This is a genomic window from Rhizobium sp. A37_96, from assembly GCF_053521765.1.
Genome location: NZ_JBNWDS010000008.1, coordinates 131896 through 147281, shown reverse-complemented (window position 1 = coordinate 147281; position 15386 = coordinate 131896). Strand labels below are relative to the sequence as shown.

17 protein-coding genes are annotated in these 15386 nt (G+C 59.8%); 12 read left to right on the top strand and 5 right to left on the bottom strand.

Features of this window, described 5'->3' with window-relative positions; all coding sequences use genetic code 11:
* Positions 1-8: 8 nt before the first annotated feature.
* Complete coding sequence (locus ACQZ6J_RS20735) at positions 9-668, top strand: amino acid ABC transporter permease (RefSeq protein ID WP_449085431.1); 660 nt, start codon at positions 9-11, stop codon at positions 666-668.
* Entirely contained in the window at positions 665-1429 is a 765-nt protein-coding gene (locus ACQZ6J_RS20730; RefSeq protein ID WP_449085430.1) for an amino acid ABC transporter ATP-binding protein, read from the top strand. Before ACQZ6J_RS20735 ends, ACQZ6J_RS20730 begins: the two co-directional genes overlap by 4 nt.
* Positions 1430-1737: 308 nt before the next feature.
* Here the strand turns inward: ACQZ6J_RS20730 and ACQZ6J_RS20725 are convergent, their stop codons facing one another.
* The gene (locus ACQZ6J_RS20725; protein ID WP_246725830.1) at positions 1738-2055 is read right to left on the bottom strand and encodes an ArsR/SmtB family transcription factor; all 318 of its coding nucleotides are present in this window, start codon (positions 2053-2055) and stop codon (positions 1738-1740) included.
* Between the two features lie 161 nt (positions 2056-2216).
* Between ACQZ6J_RS20725 and ACQZ6J_RS20720 the strand changes: the two genes are divergently transcribed.
* The 5 genes from ACQZ6J_RS20720 (at position 2217) to ACQZ6J_RS20700 (ending at position 6117) form a co-directional block, all read left to right on the top strand.
* Complete coding sequence (locus ACQZ6J_RS20720; RefSeq protein ID WP_449085429.1) at positions 2217-3440, top strand: MFS transporter; 1224 nt, start codon at positions 2217-2219, stop codon at positions 3438-3440.
* 459 nt (positions 3441-3899) lie between these two features.
* The gene (gene msuE / locus ACQZ6J_RS20715) at positions 3900-4460 is read left to right on the top strand and encodes an FMN reductase (RefSeq protein WP_449085428.1); all 561 of its coding nucleotides are present in this window, start codon (positions 3900-3902) and stop codon (positions 4458-4460) included.
* Positions 4461-4518: 58 nt separating this feature from the next.
* Positions 4519-4695, top strand: coding sequence for a hypothetical protein (locus tag ACQZ6J_RS20710; protein WP_163988630.1), 177 nt, complete (start codon positions 4519-4521; stop codon positions 4693-4695).
* A 65-nt stretch (positions 4696-4760) separates the two neighbouring features.
* Complete coding sequence (locus ACQZ6J_RS20705; protein WP_163988886.1) at positions 4761-5345, top strand: RBBP9/YdeN family alpha/beta hydrolase; 585 nt, start codon at positions 4761-4763, stop codon at positions 5343-5345.
* Positions 5346-5457: 112 nt separating this feature from the next.
* Positions 5458-6117: a peroxiredoxin gene (locus tag ACQZ6J_RS20700; protein WP_163988632.1), complete on the top strand. Its 660-nt coding sequence runs from the start codon at positions 5458-5460 to the stop codon at positions 6115-6117.
* A gap of 63 nt (positions 6118-6180) precedes the next feature.
* On the opposite strand, the gene ACQZ6J_RS20695 is transcribed toward ACQZ6J_RS20700, so the two are convergent.
* Positions 6181-7083 (bottom strand): LysR family transcriptional regulator, encoded by a 903-nt coding sequence (locus ACQZ6J_RS20695; protein WP_449085427.1) that lies wholly within the window; start codon positions 7081-7083, stop codon positions 6181-6183.
* Between the two features lie 195 nt (positions 7084-7278).
* Between ACQZ6J_RS20695 and ACQZ6J_RS20690 the strand changes: the two genes are divergently transcribed.
* Positions 7279-8313 (top strand): aldo/keto reductase, encoded by a 1035-nt coding sequence (locus ACQZ6J_RS20690; protein ID WP_449085426.1) that lies wholly within the window; start codon positions 7279-7281, stop codon positions 8311-8313.
* 82 nt (positions 8314-8395) lie between these two features.
* On the opposite strand, the gene ACQZ6J_RS20685 is transcribed toward ACQZ6J_RS20690, so the two are convergent.
* Complete coding sequence (locus ACQZ6J_RS20685) at positions 8396-9427, bottom strand: aldo/keto reductase (RefSeq protein WP_163988635.1); 1032 nt, start codon at positions 9425-9427, stop codon at positions 8396-8398.
* A gap of 257 nt (positions 9428-9684) precedes the next feature.
* Between ACQZ6J_RS20685 and recX the strand changes: the two genes are divergently transcribed.
* Positions 9685-10224 (top strand): recombination regulator RecX, encoded by a 540-nt coding sequence (recX, locus tag ACQZ6J_RS20680; protein ID WP_432444384.1) that lies wholly within the window; start codon positions 9685-9687, stop codon positions 10222-10224.
* A 103-nt stretch (positions 10225-10327) separates the two neighbouring features.
* Positions 10328-10903 (top strand): DUF922 domain-containing Zn-dependent protease, encoded by a 576-nt coding sequence (locus ACQZ6J_RS20675; RefSeq protein ID WP_449085425.1) that lies wholly within the window; start codon positions 10328-10330, stop codon positions 10901-10903.
* Between the two features lie 55 nt (positions 10904-10958).
* Here ACQZ6J_RS20675 and ACQZ6J_RS20670 read toward each other — a convergent pair whose 3' ends face one another.
* Positions 10959-11684 (bottom strand): ribonuclease activity regulator RraA, encoded by a 726-nt coding sequence (locus tag ACQZ6J_RS20670; RefSeq protein WP_449085424.1) that lies wholly within the window; start codon positions 11682-11684, stop codon positions 10959-10961.
* Positions 11685-11702: 18 nt separating this feature from the next.
* Positions 11703-13439, bottom strand: a complete 1737-nt coding sequence (araD, locus tag ACQZ6J_RS20665; RefSeq protein ID WP_163988642.1) for an L-arabinonate dehydratase — start codon at positions 13437-13439, stop codon at positions 11703-11705.
* A 212-nt stretch (positions 13440-13651) separates the two neighbouring features.
* Between araD and ACQZ6J_RS20660 the strand changes: the two genes are divergently transcribed.
* Positions 13652-14344 (top strand): FCD domain-containing protein, encoded by a 693-nt coding sequence (locus ACQZ6J_RS20660; protein WP_163988644.1) that lies wholly within the window; start codon positions 13652-13654, stop codon positions 14342-14344.
* Between the two features lie 108 nt (positions 14345-14452).
* A complete protein-coding gene (locus tag ACQZ6J_RS20655) occupies positions 14453-15355 on the top strand; it encodes an NUDIX hydrolase (RefSeq protein ID WP_163988646.1) in 903 nt (300 codons plus the stop codon).
* Positions 15356-15386 lie beyond the last annotated feature (31 nt).

Below are 15386 nucleotides of genomic sequence, written 5' to 3'. Positions count from 1 at the left end.
ACGTCCATATGCAAAATCTCGATTTCAGCGTCGTCACGCCTTACTTCGGTCTTCTGATGACCGGCCTCTGGTGGACGATCGTCATGTTCATCGCCTCGAGCATCCTCAGCCTCGCGTTCGGCATAGCCTTCGCGCTCATCGTCCTCTACGCGCCCGCGATAGCCGCCTTTCCCGTGCGGTTTCTCACCTGGCTCTTCATGGGGACGCCACTCCTTCTGCAGCTGTACTTGATCTACTACGGCCTCGTGCAGATCGGCATCGACATCCCAGCGCTTGGAGCCGGCATCATCGGCCTCAGCCTGCACTTTGCCGTCTACAATGCCGATGTCTTCCGCGCGGGGATACTTGCGGTCGACCCCGGCCAGATGGAAGGAGCACGCTCGATCGGCCTCAGCCGCGGCCAGGCGCAGCGCTATGTTGTCGTGCCCCAGGCGCTGCGCACGACGATCGCGCCGATCGGAAACAATCTGATTGTGCTTCTGAAAGACACCTCGCTCGTTTCCATCATCGGCATCGCCGAACTCGTCTACAGCGCTCAGCTCGCCATCAGCGAGACCTATACCCCTTTCGAATTTTATCTAACCGTTGCAGGCATTTACTACATGGCAAACCTCGTCCTCGAAGCCGGACTGCAATTTCTTGAAAACAAGGTGGAGATGTCACGATGAGCGCCGCTAAGCCGATGGTCGAAGTCAAGGGTGCCCGCAAGGCATACGGAGCACTGGAAGTGCTCAAAGGGATCGATCTTTCCGTCTCCCGCGGTCAGATCATTGCCATCATAGGTCCCAGCGGTTCGGGGAAGAGCACGCTTCTAAGATCGATCAATCATCTCGAAGCGCTCAATGGCGGCGAGGTCTGGCTCGATGGCGAACAGGTCAATCGCGCGCTGAAGGGAAGCGCATTCGAACGACACATCAATGCAGTGCGCCAGCAGATGGGCATGGTTTTCCAGCATTTCAACTTGTTTCCGCACCTGACCGTCCTTGAGAACATCACGCTCGGCCCCATCAAGCTCAAGGGCCTTACGAAGCAAGCTGCCCGCGAACTGGCGATGGAGCTCCTCTCCAAGGTAGGGCTTGCCAACAAAATCGACGACTACCCGTCGCGCCTTTCCGGTGGCCAGAAGCAGCGCGTTGCCATAGCACGCGCGCTGGCCATGCAGCCGAAAGTAATGCTCTTCGACGAGGCGACGTCGGCGTTGGACCCTGAACTGGTCGATGAGGTCAACGCCGTCATGAAGCAGCTCGCCGCCGAGCATATGACGATGCTGATCGTCACCCATGAGATGCGCTTTGCGGCCGAAGTGGCCGATCGCATCGTATTCATGGATGGCGGCGTTGTCGTGGAGGAGGGCGCACCGCAACAGATCCTGCAAATTCCCTCCCATGATCGCACCCGCTCATTCCTGAAAAAGCATCTTCATAATTGATCGAGGCCAGCACGACGCATTCGACGGAGGTAGCGCTCGCGGCAACGGGCCGACCTCGCCATGGCTCGGGCAAACCATCAAGGCGCTCGCGGCGGCCGAGGTTGATCAGGCTCGGGTCGCACGCGACTACCGTCAATTGGGGGAGGGACCTGCGAGGGGATTCAAACGCTGCTCCCACAGCCTGACGATGTTCTCGTCGGGCATGGGAGGGACGACGTCTTTAGCCCCTTGGTGGAAGGGAGCATCTGACGATGTTCCTTTGTGGCCGCTGACCTCAACGTTCTTGAGCCTCCGTCTGTGGAAGCGCGTCAGCCGTCAGCCGTTCCGGGATGCCATGCCTTTACCAAGCGGAGCAAGCCGGGAAATCGTGCCTCCAGATCCTCATTCCGCACGCGACTACGACGCTCCAGGCCGTATTGTCGCTGGCGTATGAGCCCCGCTTCTCGCAGCACTTTGAAATGGTGCGTCAGCGACGATTTCGGCCGGTCGAAACCAAACCATCCACAGGCGTGGTCATAGGCTTCCGACTCCAGAAGCAGCTTGTGGACGATGGTCAGGCGCAAAGGGTCAGCGAGCGCGCCCATGATGACATCCAGACGTAAATCGTCCGCCGCCGGTTCGGGCAACGGCGGCGGAAGTTCCTCGGAAGTGGGGTCGGTTCTGATTATCGCAAAGGTCATGACTGCTTTGTAGCACCAAGTACGATTCTTGTCGAACAGATATGTACGAATTAAATCGAACTATGCTAAGTACGATTTAATTCGTACTGTCCTATGGAGCCCCACTTATGTCGTCGCTAGAATCTTCTCATACCGCGCGTTCGCCCTTCGAGATCACGGCCCATTCACCATGGCGAATGTGGACGGCCGCCTGGATCATTACCGCGGTCTTCATTCTCTCCAACTCCGCCACCCCGCTTTATGTGCGATGGCAGGCGGCGATCGGCTTCTCATCGTCGACGCTGACCGTCATCTTCGCCGCCTATATCCTGGGCCTGTTGCTGACCCTGCTGGTCGCCGGACAGTTCTCCGACCGCTATGGGCGCCGTCCGGTACTCTTGCCGGGGCTGGCGGCTGCGATCTTCGCCTGCCTGCTGTTCGCCAGCGCGCATTCGGTACTCATGCTGATTGTTGCGCGCTTCCTTTCAGGCGTTGCTGTCGGTGTTGTCGTGTCGGCGGGTATGGCAGCGGTGGTTGACCTCGGTGGCCCGGAGCGCAAGCGCCAAGCTTCCCTGATCGCGTCTGTTTCCATGGTTCTTGGCGCCGGTCTCGGGCCGTTGCTGGCGGGCAGTCTCGCCTTGTTGCTGGCAAACGCCGTGATCCCGATCTTTGCCGTCGAACTTGCCGTTCTTCTGACGGCGCTGGTTGTGTCGCTGACCCTGCCGCTGACGCATCGCGGCACGGCCGCCGACCATAACTGGCGGCTGCACCTGCCGAGCGTTCCACACGCCAATCGTCGGCACTTGCTTTTCGGGATTGCGGTTTTCGGACCTGGGATCACCGCGACCTCCTTCGTGCTGGCTCTCGGGCCGTCTTTGCTGTCGCATCTTCTCGGCGTCACCAGCCCGCTGATCGCCGGAGGCATGGCCTGCTGCATGTTCCTGGCCGCGACAGGCGTGCAGTTCGCCGCTCGCCGGTTCTCTGTGCGGACCATTTTGCTGTGCGGGGCGACGGCGACGGTCCTCTCCATGGCAGGAATTGCGTTTGCGGTGGCATCGTCGAATGCCGCAACGCTGATTGTTGCGGCGCTTCTCGCCGGGAGCGGCCAGGGCCTTGGGCAACTCGGTGGTCTGACCCTTATCGGCCTGCATGTGCCGGGTAACCATAGAGCTGAAGCAAACGCCGTTCTCAACATTGGCGGCTACATTCCTGCTGGTTTGATGCCTGTCGCGATAGGGTTCATTATCGACGCCGTTGGCCTTTCGCTCGGTGCAACGCTGTTTGCAGCGGTGCTGGCTTTTATCGCCGTGCTCGGCGGGGCTTTGGTTTTCCGCAAACTCGCCAGGGATTGATGGTGGGTGAGCGTATCAATCAAGCGACGTGCTGCTTGATGTGATGATCGCCCTTCTGCTCGGCCCGACCGTTGGTTGTTGCCAATCCAACGGGCGTGGCCATTGGGAATTGTTTGGCCGCCATTCGAGGCGGTGCGAGCTGGCAAAGCTCTCTTCAGAGCGAGGCTCGTCATTGTGATCACAACGCAATTCGGTGCGCTCGAACCTTCTGCCAGGGATCCGGCTCCTCTCTTCCAACTCCAGTCTGGCAATACGCCGTCAATGTGACGCTACGACATATGTTGACGCTCAAGTTGCAGTCCAACACCGGCCAGGTGAGGCCTCATCCGAGAGGTTGCGTTGCTGGAAAGAGATTTCCGTTTCCGGCGAACTGAGAGATCGCTGTTTCTTTTAATCTACTATTTTTGTGGACAATATTCGCAATATCGAAAACGTGTTTTATCTTCTGAAGGGATGAGAATGAGCGCCCCCAAACTCGTCGGTATCGCCGGCAGCTTCAACCGGCCATCGAAAACCTACGCGCTCGTCCAGACTGTTACCGATCTGGCGAGCGAGCGTTATGGTTTTAAAAGCAGTGTCTACGATCTGCACGATGTTGGTCCTTCGCTCGGTGCTGCCCAGTGGCGCAAGGATCTCGATGATCAGGCGAAGGGCGTGATCGACGAGATCGTATCATCCGATGCTCTCATCATCGGTTCGCCGACCTTCAAGGGATCCTATCCCGGTCTTTTCAAGCACCTTATCGATCTCATCGATCCGCACGAACTGCGCGCCAAGCCGATCATCATCACGGCGACGGGCGGCGGAGACAGGCATGCGCTGATGGTCGAGCATCAACTGCGGCCGCTTTTCGGCTTCTTCATGGCGCATACCTTGCCGACGGCCGTCTACGCGTCGGATCGGGATTTTACAGACTACAAGGTCTCGGCGGAACCACTGGCTGGCCGCATCAATGAGGTTGTCGGCGAACTCGCCGCTTTCTTTCCGCATCCGGTAACGGTGCTTGCGGCAGCAGAATGAAGGGTTGATGGCGGTCGTGCGCGACTGTCTTGGATATGTCAACGGAATGGAGGGTTACATGAAGTGGAATGTCATCAGCCGCCTGAAGACGATTTTTGCGGCACCTGCGTTGCAGCGGACGGATCCTCGCAGCCCGTCCACTGATTGGATCGGCGTCGACGAGCGGGATCGGGAGCTCTCCGCTCGCGACTACGAGATCTATTACTGGTGCTCCACACCGGCGCCCTGGTACTGAAAGGATGCGCCATTGATTTCGTGTCGCGAGTTGAGCTCTCCAGCACTAATCGTCGCGAGGCTCCCATGACCAGAGTGCTGATTGTGCCCGGGCTGTTCGGTTCGGGTGAAGGGCATTGGCAGCGCTACTGGCTGAAAGATCATCCCGATGTCCGGCTTGTCGAGCAGGATGACTGGGATTTTCCCAATCTTGGCAGCTGGATGGCAAAGCTGGAAGCGGCGTTGGAAGAAGCCGGCGAGGCCTATATCGTCGCTCATAGCCTGGGCTGTGTGCTAACGGCAAAATTGGCCAGGCGGCCGGCTGCGCGAAGGATAAAGGGGGCGCTCCTCGTGGCACCGTGCGATATTCCGGTGACTGAGACGCTTCACGCCGGCCATCTCACGTTCGGCACGATGCCGACTGAAGCGCTGCCGTTTCCCAGCATTACGGTCGGAAGCCTGAACGACATCTACATGAGGCTTGACCGCCTCACCATGTTCGGGCGCCTGTGGAACACAGATGTTCGCAATATCGGCCTGGCCGGGCATATCAATATTGCCAGCGGGTTTGGACGGTGGCCGAGCGGCTATGGTTTCCTGGAAATGCTGAAGGCGCGTACCAGGCATCGCCGGCCGCAAGGATTTTCGACGGCAATTGCAGCTTCCATTTAAACGAGGGGCTTTTCATATTGAACGTTCGAAGCCATTGTGCGGCGGATTTTTTTGATCCCGCCCTCGGCCGCCATTTCAGGCGTGCAACGCGGCGGCTTTTGGAGGTAAGGCAATGAGTTTGCGCATCAACGATATCGCTCCGGATTTTACGGCGGAAACGACGCAAGGCAGCGTTCAGTTTCATGATTGGATCGGCAATGGCTGGGCCGTGCTGTTCTCGCATCCGAAGAACTTTACGCCGGTCTGCACGACAGAACTGGGCGCGATGGCTGGCCTCGAAGGCGAGTTCCGCAAGCGCGGCGTTAAAATCATCGGCATTTCGGTCGATCCGGTCGAAAGTCATGGTCGTTGGAAGAACGACATCAAGACGGCGACCGGTTTCGATGTCGATTATCCACTGATCGGCGACAAGGATCTTAAGGTCGCCAAGCTCTACGACATGCTGCCGGCGGGTGCCGGCGAGAGTTCCGAGGGGCGCACCCCTGCCGACAATGCCACGGTTCGCTCCGTTTTTGTCATCGGCCCGGACAAGAAGATCAAGCTCATTCTCACCTATCCGATGACCACAGGTCGCAATTTTGGCGAGATCCTGCGTGCGATCGATTCGATCCAGCTGACGGCCAAGCACCAGGTTGCGACGCCGGCAAACTGGCAGCAGGGCGAAGATGTCATCATCACGGCTGCCGTCTCCAATGAAGATGCCATCACCCGTTTCGGCTCGTTCGATACCGTGTTGCCCTATCTGCGCAAGACCCGCCAACCGACCGCCTGATCGAATTGGACGACTGAGGTTTGCGAATAATCAGGTGCGGCCTTAACGGCCGCATCGCTTTTTTCACAGACGTACATTTTCGCGCAGGAACTCCAGCAATGCGCGCACACGGGCCGGCAAAGGGCCGCCCTGGCCGATGTAGATCGCGTGGAATTCCTCGACATCGCCGGGATTGAGATCCTCCAGCACCGTCAACAGGCGGCCTGACGCAATATCCGACTTGACGGTGAAAGCGGAGAGGCGTGCGAGGCCGGCGCCATCAAGGGCGAGATGCCGCATGGCCTCCCCATCGCCCACTTGCAGGCTCCGCGCTGCAGGGATTGTCACAACCTCGCCGTCGATGCGCAGCGGCCAGCCTTCGATTGCCCGGGAATAGGCAAAGCCGATGCGGCAATGTTTCTCCAGCTCGGCTGCTGAGCGGGGCGCACCGTGCCTTTGCAGGTAACTCGGCGAGGCGACGATGACCTTGCGCGTCGCTCCAAGTTTGCGGGCCGTCAAGCTGGAGCTTTTCAGAGGCCCGGCGCGGATGGCCACATCGGCGCGCTCTTGCATCAGATCGACGATCCGGTCCGTGTGGAAAATCTCAAGCGAAACGTTCGGGTGAAGTGCCATGAAGGCTGGAACAAGCGGCGCCAATGCATGGTTGCCGAACGAGCCGCTGGTATTGATGCGGATATGTCCTGCAACCTGCTCTCCTGCCGAGGCATGACGCTCGGCCTCAGTAATGTCTGCAAGAATGGCAACGCTGCGCTCAAAGAAGACGCAACCCTCCGGTGTCAGCTGCAGTCGCCTCGTCGACCGGTTGATGAGACGCGCGCCGAGGCGCTTTTCCAATCGCGTGACGAGCTTGCTAACGGCGGACGGCGTCATGCGGAAGGCGGTGGCTGCGGCGGTAAAGCCGCCGAGTTCAACAGCACGGACAAAGACTTCCATTTCACCGGAACGATTGATCTCTTGACGGCTCATGATGAATTCAAATCATAAATCATTTTCTTTTCGGTAATCTATATCAGCTTGTTCAGAGGATCTATCTCTTTGGAACGACCGGAGTGGTTTACCGTCTTCGCGAAAGCTGTGGACCGCTTCATCCTATTGTTTTTACGCAAGTCCGGACGGAAAGCTGCGGCGCCGTTTTCCGGAGTTGTTCCAAGGAGACAGATGATGGAATACCGAAATCTCGGAGCTTCTGGCCTGCGTGTCCCCGTACTCAGTTTTGGCGCCGGCACGTTTGGCGGCACCGGACCGTTGTTCAGCGCCTGGGGCTCCACGAATGCCGAGGAAGCAAGGCGTTTGGTCGACATCTGCCTGGAGGCGGGAGTCAATCTCTTCGACACGGCGGATGTATATTCGGCTGGCGCTTCGGAGGAGGTGCTTGGCCGGGCGATTCGAGGCAGACGAGACGAAGTCCTGATCTCGACCAAGACGGCTCTTCCCATAGGCGACGGCCCCGCCGATTGGGGGACGTCACGCTCCCGGCTGATCAGATCGGTCGAAGCCGCCTTGCGTCGTCTCGGCACCGATTACATCGACCTGCTGCAGCTGCACGCCTTCGACGCATCGACGCCGGTCGAGGAGACGCTTTCCACGCTTGATGGGCTCGTGAAGGCGGGCAAGATCCGTTACATCGGCGCCTCGAATTTCTCCGGTTGGGAATTGATGAAGTCCCTGGCCGCTTCGGAGAAGCACTCCTATGTGCGTCATGTCGCCCATCAGGTCTATTATTCGCTTGCCGGCCGCGATTACGAATGGGAGCTCATGCCGCTGGGTCGCGATCAGAATGTCGGGGCACTGGTCTGGAGTCCGCTGGCATGGGGCAGGCTCACCGGCAAGATACGTCGTGGCCAACCATTGCCGGAGACCAGCCGGTTGCACGAGACTGCGACCTTCGGCCCACCTGTCGACGATGAGACGCTGTTCGATATCGTCGACGTGCTGGACGGGATTGCGGGTGAGACCGGCAAGAGCGTGGCGCAGATCGCGATCAACTGGCTCTTGAGCCGGCCGACGGTTGCAAGTGTCATTATCGGCGCCCGCAACGAAGAGCAGTTGCGGCAGAACCTCGGCGCCGTCGGCTGGACGCTTTCCAGGCAACAGGTCGAGGCGCTGGATAAGGCCAGCAAGCAGGTTGTCCCCTATCCATACTTCCCGTATTGGCGCCAAGAAGGTTTCGCCAAGCTCAATCCGCCACTGGTTTGACGCGGGCAGACAATATCGCGGACCACCGGAGCAGTCGCGCTTAAGGAAGCGGAGCAACGTTTGCTCCGCTGCCAAAACGCTTTCAGCGGCCACCCTCGATCTTGCGGTGGCGCTGGTTTCTGCCGCCTTCACCATAGGGATAGGCAGCCGATTGCGGCGCGCTGACCTCGTTGAGCCTTTGCGTCTCCGCGTCCGTAAGCGTCAGCTCAGCTGCCCCCAGGTTGTCTGCAAGCTGCGCAGACGTGCGTGCGCCAAGAATGACCGACGTGACCGCCGGCCGTGCTGCCGTCCAGGCGAGCGCTACCTGCGCCATGCTGACGCCGCGAGCTTTAGCGATCTCTTCGACGGTATCGATAATCGCCCAGGTTCGTTCCTGTGCGTTGCGGGCCGCATAGGACTCGCTGCCGCGGTTGGGGTTCTCACCGAGCCGGGTGGCGCCGGTTGGCGTTTCGTCACGCTTGTATTTGCCGGTCAGCCAACCGCCGCCCAGCGGCGACCAGGGCAGCAGGCCCATGCCGGCATCCAGGCAAGCATCGACGATCTCGAGTTCGATATCGCGGGCAAGCAGATTATATTGCGGCTGCAGCGTCACCGGCCGGGTGTATCCGCGGGCCTTGGCGATCTCGGCCGCCTTGGCAATGTGCCAGCCAACATAGTTGGAGAAGCCGTAATAGCCAATTTTCCCGGCACGCACGGCGTCATCGAGGAAGCGTAACGTCTCCTCAATCGGGGTCAATGCATCCCAGGCATGCATCTGATAGAGGTCGATATGATCGATGCCGAGGCGGCGCAAAGAGTCATCGAGAGCCTGGCCGAGATGCCGGCGCGAGAGCCCGATATCATTGGGGCCTTTGCCCATCGGAAAACGGCCTTTGGTGGCGACGACGGCCTGGCGGGCCTCGGTCGGACGCGCCTTCAGCCATCGGCCGATGATTTCCTCCGATTTTCCGGCGCTGTAGACGTCGGCTGTATCGATGAAATTGCCGCCCCATGCGAAATAATCGTCGAGAAGCCTATGTGACGCAGCCTCATCGGCTTCCGCGCCGAAAGTCATGGTGCCAAGGCAATAGGCTGTGACGACGGCCCCGCTTGGGCCGAGCTTGCGATAGTCCATTCCTGCCTCCTTTGAACGGAGCGCTGGTGCCCGATCGGCGAAACGGTCGGGAGAGCCGCAGGCTCCGTGATCCATAGCAATGTGGTGCTTGAGACGGCCTCCACCGTCGATGGGGGTTCGACGCTCGGCATTTTATTGCCGCGGCCGTACGCACACCATAGTCAATCATCCCATGATTACCAAGCGCATTCGTTGCCTGGATAACGCGGCTCGCGTAAAATTCTCCGTGATGATTCCCTTTTTGCCGATTGCCTTTCTTGATGGATGAAACGCCGACAAGCCGCATGCTCTCGTGGGCACGCAACTCCACCATCTATCGTCTCGAACGCCGGATGATGACCGAGAAGCAGCTGTCCGAGGCGATCGCCAAAAAGGCGAAACAGAAGTTCGAGGATATCAGCGATGCGCAGATCAAGGCGCTGGCCGATTTCGCCGTGAAATTCGCCTATGAGCTGAAAGTGCTCGACGATGTGGCCTATGCAGAGATCAGCACACGCTCGGCGGTTCGCTCCGGCAAGTCGAAGAAAGCCATCGCTTTCAGGCTGGCGTCCAAGGGCATAGACGGCGAGACGGTCGTCGCGGCCGTGGGGGATGTCGATGATCTCCATTCCGCCGTCATCTTTGCCAGAAAGCGTGGGTTTGGGCCTTTCCGGCGCGGCGACCTTGACGAGAAGCGCAAGGCAAAGGAATTGTCCGCCTTCGCCCGCAACGGCTTCAGCTTCGCCATCGGCAAACGGGTTTTCGAGATGGAGCGAGAGGACGCCGAGGAGGTGTTATACTCTGCTTCGGCATTCTGAGGCCTGACATTCATTGAAATAGCCAGGATCACCAGCTAGCTTGCAGCGCTTGGGCGTGGTGCGCATGGGGACGTTCGTGAAATCAGCTATTGGATTGCCGGCGATGGCACTTTTGATCGCTTTTCTGCCCATGACGGCGAATGCCGATTGGCAGCCGGTCGAGATCATCAAGACCTATTCAATTACCGGGACATCCGGCGCTCAACTCTACGATTCGATCGGCGAGCGCGGTCCGTTGCTCGGACCCAAGGTGAGGGCAATCGCCCATACCGATTTCAAGCTCACCTGGACCCGGAAATACGAGCCGCAACCGGACGGCGCCTGCACGATCACCGTCAACATCCCGAAGCTGGTCATCACCTACACCTTGCCGAAGCCCGCCGGGCAATTGCCGGCGCAGACCCGCAGCAGCTGGCAGAAATTTATTGCCGGCGTCGAGGCGCATGAGCGGGTGCATGGCGGATATATCAAGGACATGGTCAAGGAAATCGAGGCCATGAGTGTCGGTTTTTCCGTACCCGATGATCCGAAATGCAGCAGGATCCGCGTCGAATTGACGAAGCGTCTCGGCGAGATTTCCAAAAAGGAACGGCAGCGAAATGTCGATTTCGACAAGGTCGAGTTCAGCGACGGCGGCAATCTTCAGCAGCTCGTGCTCAAGCTGGTGCGCGAGGAATAGGCACTGAGAAATGCAGCCGGTCGCGTGCTCCCGGCTGCATTTGTTCGAAGCCGGATCAGCGGCCCTTTTGTTTCCGCCATTCGGCAAATTTCAGTTTCGGAGCCTCGCTGGTCGCCGGGTAAAGGCCAATGATGGTGGCGCCGTTCATGACCTCTTCGGTGACGAAGTCCTCATAGGCCGTCATTTCCACCGTCTCGTCGGCAATTTCGTCGGCCAGATGCGCGGGGATGACGATGACGCCCTCATTGTCGCCGACGAGTACGTCGCCGGGGAAAACCGACACATCGCCGCAGCCGATCGGGCCGTTGATTTCGATGGCCTGATGCAGGGTCAGGTTGGTCGGGGCGGACGGGCGATGATGATAGGAGGGGATGTCGAGGGCGGCGATTTCAGGGCTGTCGCGGAAGCCGCCGTCGGTGACGACGCCAGCCACTCCGCGCACCTGCAGCCGCGAGACGAGGATGGAACCAGCGGAGGCGGCGCGCGCATCCTTGCGACTATCCATAACCAGCACGAAGCCGGGCGGGCATTGTTCGACGGCAGCACGCTGTGGATGGTCCGGATTGCGGAAGACCTCGAGCGTGTTGAGGTCTTCGCGCGCCGGAATATAGCGAAGGGTGAATGCCTGTCCGACCATGTTTGCCTTCTTCGGCGAGAGCGGACGGACATCCTGGATGAACTGGTTGCGCAAGCCTCGTCTGAAGAGGGCGGTCGCGATTGTCGGCGTCGCCACTCCTATAAGCTTGTTGCGCGTCTCATTGCTCAGCACGTAGTTGCTCATACGATAGATCCTTTGCAATCAATAGATATCTGGTTCGCCCGGCGTCGGGCCGAAATCGGTTTCCAGGAAGTCGAAGTCGCAGCCGGTATCGGCCTGCGCAACATGGCGCGAAAACATCCAGCCATAGCCGCGGCCGAATTTTTCCGCCGGCCTGACCCAAGCTTCGCGCCGGCGCTGCAACTCGTCTTCGTCGACAAGCATGTCGATGCGCCGCGCTTCCAGGTCGAGACGAACGATATCGCCGTTGCGCAGCAAGGCCAGCGGACCACCAACATGGGATTCGGGCGAGACATGCAGGATGCAGGCGCCGTAGCTGGTGCCGCTCATGCGGGCATCGGAAAGACGTAGCATATCCCTGTGGCCCTTTTTAAGGAGCGCCTTCGGGATCGGCAGCATGCCCCATTCCGGCATGCCGGGCCCGCCCTGCGGGCCGGCGCCGCGCAGCACCATGACGTGGTCCGGCGTGATGTCGAGATTTTCGTCATCGACCGCCGCCTTCATGTCTGGATAGGTATCGAAAACCAGCGCCGGTCCCTGATGCTTGTGGAAACGCGGGTCACAGGCGGCAGGCTTGATGACGGCACCCGTCGGTGCAAGGTTGCCCTTCAGCACCGCGAGCGAACCCTCATGATAGACCGGATTGTCGAGCGAGCGGATTACGTCATCATTGTAGCATTTGGCACCTTCCAGGGTTTCGCCAAGCGTAATGCCGGAGACGGTCAACGCCGAGAGGTCGAGCTTGGAGGAGAGCTTTGCCATCAAGGCTCTAAGGCCGCCGGCGTAATAGAAATCCTCCATCAGATACGTCTTGCCGGTCGGCCTGATATTGGCAAGGACCGGCGTGGTGCGTCCGGCCCTGTCGAGGTCGTCGAGCGAAAGAGCGGTTCCGGCTCGCCGCGCCATGGCAATCAGGTGCACGACGGCGTTGGTGGAACAGCCGGTCGCCATCGCGACGGCGACCGCATTGTTGACGGCCGCCTGGGTGACGATCTTGGACGGCACAAGATCTTCCCAGACCATCTCGACGATACGCCTGCCGACGGCCGACGACATGCGAATATGATTGGCATCCGGTGCGGGTATCGAGCTTGCGCCGGGCAGGGTCAGGCCGAGCGCCTCGGCGATCGCCGTCATGGTGCTCGCCGTGCCCATGGTCATACAGTGGCCGTAGGAACGGGCGATCCCGGCCTCGACATCGACCCATTCCTTCTCGGAGATGGTTCCGGCGCGCCGTTCGTCCCAGAATTTCCAGGCGTCGGAACCTGAGCCCAGATATTCGCCGCGATAATTGCCCCGCAGCATCGGGCCGGCAGGCAGGTAGATCATCGGCAGCCCCATGGAAAGCGCGCCCATGACGAGGCCAGGCGTCGTCTTGTCGCAGCCACCCATCAGGACGGCACCATCCACCGGATGCGAGCGCAAAAGCTCTTCCGCTTCCATTGCCAGCATATTGCGATAAAGCATGGTCGTCGGCTTCACATAGCTCTCGGAGAGCGACAGCGCAGGCAGTTCCAGGGGAAAGCCGCCGGCCTGCAGGATGCCGCGCTTCACGTCCTCGACGCGGTGCTTGAAATGGGCATGACAGGGGTTGGCGTCGGACCAGGTGTTGAGAATGGCAATGACGGGCTTGTCCGTCCACTCTTCGGGTGCATAGCCCATCTGCATGGTGCGGGATCGGTGCCCCGAGCTTCTAAGGTCGTCCGGCGCAAACCATCTGGCGCTGCGCAGATCCGACGGCTTCTTCCTGCTTTCCATGGTAATCGAGCCTTGTTTTCGCATGTGGATCGAACCGAACTTGCCTGTGCAGACGGTTGCTTCGGTATGCCCGTCCGGTCGCCCAGTTCCTCACGGTTGATCCAATCCGGTGAAGTGGAGTTGGCAATGTCGGACTAAAGCACTAATGTATCAGTGCATCAAGTCACAAACTGTGCTTAATCAGCCCGGCGTTCCCATCAGAAAGGCTGCTCGTGAAGCTCAATCCGAAAGAATTCGCACTGGATCGATCCCGCCAGGTGGCGCCGCAGATCCTCGAAATCCTCAGGTCGCGCATTCTTTCCATGGGCTTGCCGCCGACGACCGTGCTGTCGCGGATGTCGTTGCAAAGCGAATTCAATGTCAGCCAGACCCCGGTGCGGGACGCCCTGATCCGGCTGGAAGAGGAGGGGCTGGTCGAGGTCTATCCGCAATATGCGACCGTCGTTTCGCGGATCGATATCCGCAACGCGACGCAGGCGCATTTCCTGCGGCTGTCGATCGAGCTCGAGGCTGTTTGTCGGCTGACGCTCAATTCGGCCGAGGAGACTGCGACCGCGCTGGAGGCGGTTCTGTTCCGTCAGAAGCGCGTGATGTCGCCGGAAACCTATGATCTCTTCGATTCGCTCGACAAGGATTTCCATCGGGTGCTTTACGAGCGGGCCGACATTCTCGGCTTGTGGTCGACGGTGAGGCGCCAGAGCGTGCATCTCGACCGGCTGCGCATGCTCAATCTGCCGATGCCGGGTAAGCTGGAGCAGATCATCGCGGATCACCAGGCGATCGTCGACGCTGTCCGCTCCGCCGATGCGCAGGTTGCCGTTGCCGCCTTGCGCAAGCATCTGTCCGGCACCTTGTCGATCATCGATCTCATCTGCGAGCAATATCCCGACTACGTGAGCCGGTAGTTCCGCGCTTTCGGGCCGTAGAGGGATGTGGAGGGTACAGGCGACCACATTGGCTTGCGTCGCGCTTCGTGCGACAAGATTGGCAGGGAAACAAATCATGGAGTTCGCTTGACCATCGGACTTGCACATGCAGAGCTGATCGCGGTTCTGACGGCTGTCACGGGCGGCGATCCGAGGGTCATGACGGTGCGCTCGGGCGATGCCCTGCCATCCGGTCCGTTCGAGCTTGGGCATCGCACCTTGCAAAGCGGGTTGCGCGAATGGGTTCAGGAGCAGACGGCCCATCCGGTTGGCTATCTGGAGCAGCTCTATACGTTTGCCGATCGCGATCGAAACAATGAAATTCTCGGCGGGCGCACGATTTCCATCAGCTATCTGGGGCTGGTGCGCGAGCAGGCAGCACCCGGTGCCGGTGCGCCGGGCTGGCATGGCTGGTACGAATATCTTCCCTGGGAAGATCATCGGAGCGGCCGACCGCCGATCCTCGACGCCATCGCCGCTCGCCTCGCGTCATGGATCGACGGGGATGCGATGCGCCGCGGCCAACGCCGTCGCCGTGCCGATTTCGACTTCGGGCTGAGTGGTGCCGCCTGGAACGAGGATCTCGTTCTGCAGCGCTATGAACTGCTCTATGAGGCGGGGCTCGTCGCCGAGGCGGGCTGCGATATCAAGCACAATTTCGGTACGCCGATGTTCGCCGATCATCGCCGCATTCTTGCGACCGGCATGGCGCGGCTGCGCGCCAAGATCAAGTATCGCCCCGTCGTCTTCGAACTCATGCCCGAGACCTTCACGCTGCTGCAACTGCAGAAAACGGTAGAAGCGCTGGCGGGCCTCACTCTGCACAAGCAGAACTTCCGCCGGCTGATCGAGCAGCAGGAACTGGTCGAGGAAACCGGAGGCACGGAAAGCGAAACCGGGGGCCGTCCGGCCAAGCTTTTCCGCTTCCGCCGTGCCGTCCTCGAAGAACGCGAATTCGCCGGAACGAAATTACCGCTCTCTCGCAATTGACATATGCTCACTACGAGAATATCTATTTGCG

What these genes read in the sequence shown, in the direction of transcription:
- ACQZ6J_RS20735 (WP_449085431.1), top strand. Translation starts at nt 9, where the DNA reads ATGCAAAATCTCGATTTCAGCGTCGTCACGCCTTACTTCGGTCTTCTG.
- ACQZ6J_RS20730 (WP_449085430.1), top strand. Translation starts at nt 665, where the DNA reads ATGAGCGCCGCTAAGCCGATGGTCGAAGTCAAGGGTGCCCGCAAGGCA.
- ACQZ6J_RS20720 (WP_449085429.1), top strand. Translation starts at nt 2,217, where the DNA reads ATGTCGTCGCTAGAATCTTCTCATACCGCGCGTTCGCCCTTCGAGATC.
- msuE (WP_449085428.1), top strand. Translation starts at nt 3,900, where the DNA reads ATGAGCGCCCCCAAACTCGTCGGTATCGCCGGCAGCTTCAACCGGCCA.
- ACQZ6J_RS20710 (WP_163988630.1), top strand. Translation starts at nt 4,519, where the DNA reads ATGAAGTGGAATGTCATCAGCCGCCTGAAGACGATTTTTGCGGCACCT.
- ACQZ6J_RS20705 (WP_163988886.1), top strand. Translation starts at nt 4,761, where the DNA reads ATGACCAGAGTGCTGATTGTGCCCGGGCTGTTCGGTTCGGGTGAAGGG.
- ACQZ6J_RS20700 (WP_163988632.1), top strand. Translation starts at nt 5,458, where the DNA reads ATGAGTTTGCGCATCAACGATATCGCTCCGGATTTTACGGCGGAAACG.
- ACQZ6J_RS20695 (WP_449085427.1), bottom strand. Translation starts at nt 7,083, where the DNA reads ATGAGCCGTCAAGAGATCAATCGTTCCGGTGAAATGGAAGTCTTTGTC.
- ACQZ6J_RS20690 (WP_449085426.1), top strand. Translation starts at nt 7,279, where the DNA reads ATGGAATACCGAAATCTCGGAGCTTCTGGCCTGCGTGTCCCCGTACTC.
- ACQZ6J_RS20685 (WP_163988635.1), bottom strand. Translation starts at nt 9,427, where the DNA reads ATGGACTATCGCAAGCTCGGCCCAAGCGGGGCCGTCGTCACAGCCTAT.
- ACQZ6J_RS20675 (WP_449085425.1), top strand. Translation starts at nt 10,328, where the DNA reads ATGGCACTTTTGATCGCTTTTCTGCCCATGACGGCGAATGCCGATTGG.
- ACQZ6J_RS20670 (WP_449085424.1), bottom strand. Translation starts at nt 11,684, where the DNA reads ATGAGCAACTACGTGCTGAGCAATGAGACGCGCAACAAGCTTATAGGA.
- araD (WP_163988642.1), bottom strand. Translation starts at nt 13,439, where the DNA reads ATGGAAAGCAGGAAGAAGCCGTCGGATCTGCGCAGCGCCAGATGGTTT.